Raw genomic sequence first — 1007 nt, 5'->3', positions numbered from 1 at the left:
CCCTCGTCCTCGAGGACCTGGTAGACGTCGTCGACGTCGACGCCCACGTGGGCGAGCCCGGCGAAGACCTCGCGGGCGGCGTCCTCGGTGCCGGACACGGCGTCGCCGTGCAGCTCGCCGTGGTCGGCGAACGCCTTGAGCGTGGCCTCGGGCATCGTGTTGACGGTGTTCGGCGCGGCCAGCTCGGAGACGTAGAGCGTGTCCGGGTAGGCCTTGTTCTTCACCCCCGTCGACGCCCACAGCGGGCGCTGGGGCTTGGCCCCGGCGCCCTTGAGCGCGGCCCACCGCTCGGTGGAGAACACCTCTCCGAAGGCGGCGTAGGCCAGGCGCGCGTTGGCGATGGCGGCGGTGCCGCGCAGGTTGAGCGCGGCGTCGGTGCCGATCGCGTCGAGGCGCTTGTCGACCTCGGAGTCCACGCGGGAGACGAAGAACGACGCGACCGAGGCCATGCCCGTGAGGTCGTGGCCGTTGGCCCGCGCCTGCTCCATGCCCGCGAGGTAGGCGTCCATCACCTGCCGGTAACGCTCGACCGAGAAGATCAGCGTGACGTTGACGCTGATGCCCTCGGCGAGCGTGCGGGTGATCGCCGGGATGCCCTCGGGCGTCGCCGGAATCTTGATCATCAGGTTGGGCCGGTCGACCGTCTTCCACAGGTCGGCGGCCTCGGCGACGGTGCCCTCGGTGTCGTGGGCCTTGCCCGGGTCCACCTCGAGGGACACGCGCCCGTCGACGCCGCCGGTGCGCTGCCACACCTCGCGGAACACGTCGCAGGCCCGGCGCACGTCCTCGGTGGTGAGCTCGCGGATCGCGTCCTCGACCGAGGCGCCGCGCGCGGCGAGCGCGTCGAGGTCCTCGGCGTAGTGGTCGGCGTCGGCGAAGGCGCTCGCGAAGATCGTCGGGTTGCTGGTGACCCCGACGACCTCGGAGTCCTCGATCAGCGAGGCGAGGTTGCCGGACTCGATGCGCTGGCGCGACAGGTCGTCGAGCCAGATGGAGACGCCGGCCGC

At 72.0% G+C, this 1007-nt stretch carries 1 protein-coding gene; it reads right to left on the bottom strand.

Going from position 1 to position 1007, the window contains the following annotated elements:
• Positions 1-1007, bottom strand: a 1007-nt coding sequence (gene tal, locus PH189_RS30265) for a transaldolase (RefSeq protein WP_274192576.1), incomplete at both ends; no start/stop codon positions are given.

Source organism: Actinomycetospora chibensis (assembly GCF_028737215.1).
GTDB lineage: Bacteria > Actinomycetota > Actinomycetes > Mycobacteriales > Pseudonocardiaceae > Actinomycetospora > Actinomycetospora chibensis.
This window is presented reverse-complemented; position numbering and strand designations above follow the sequence as displayed.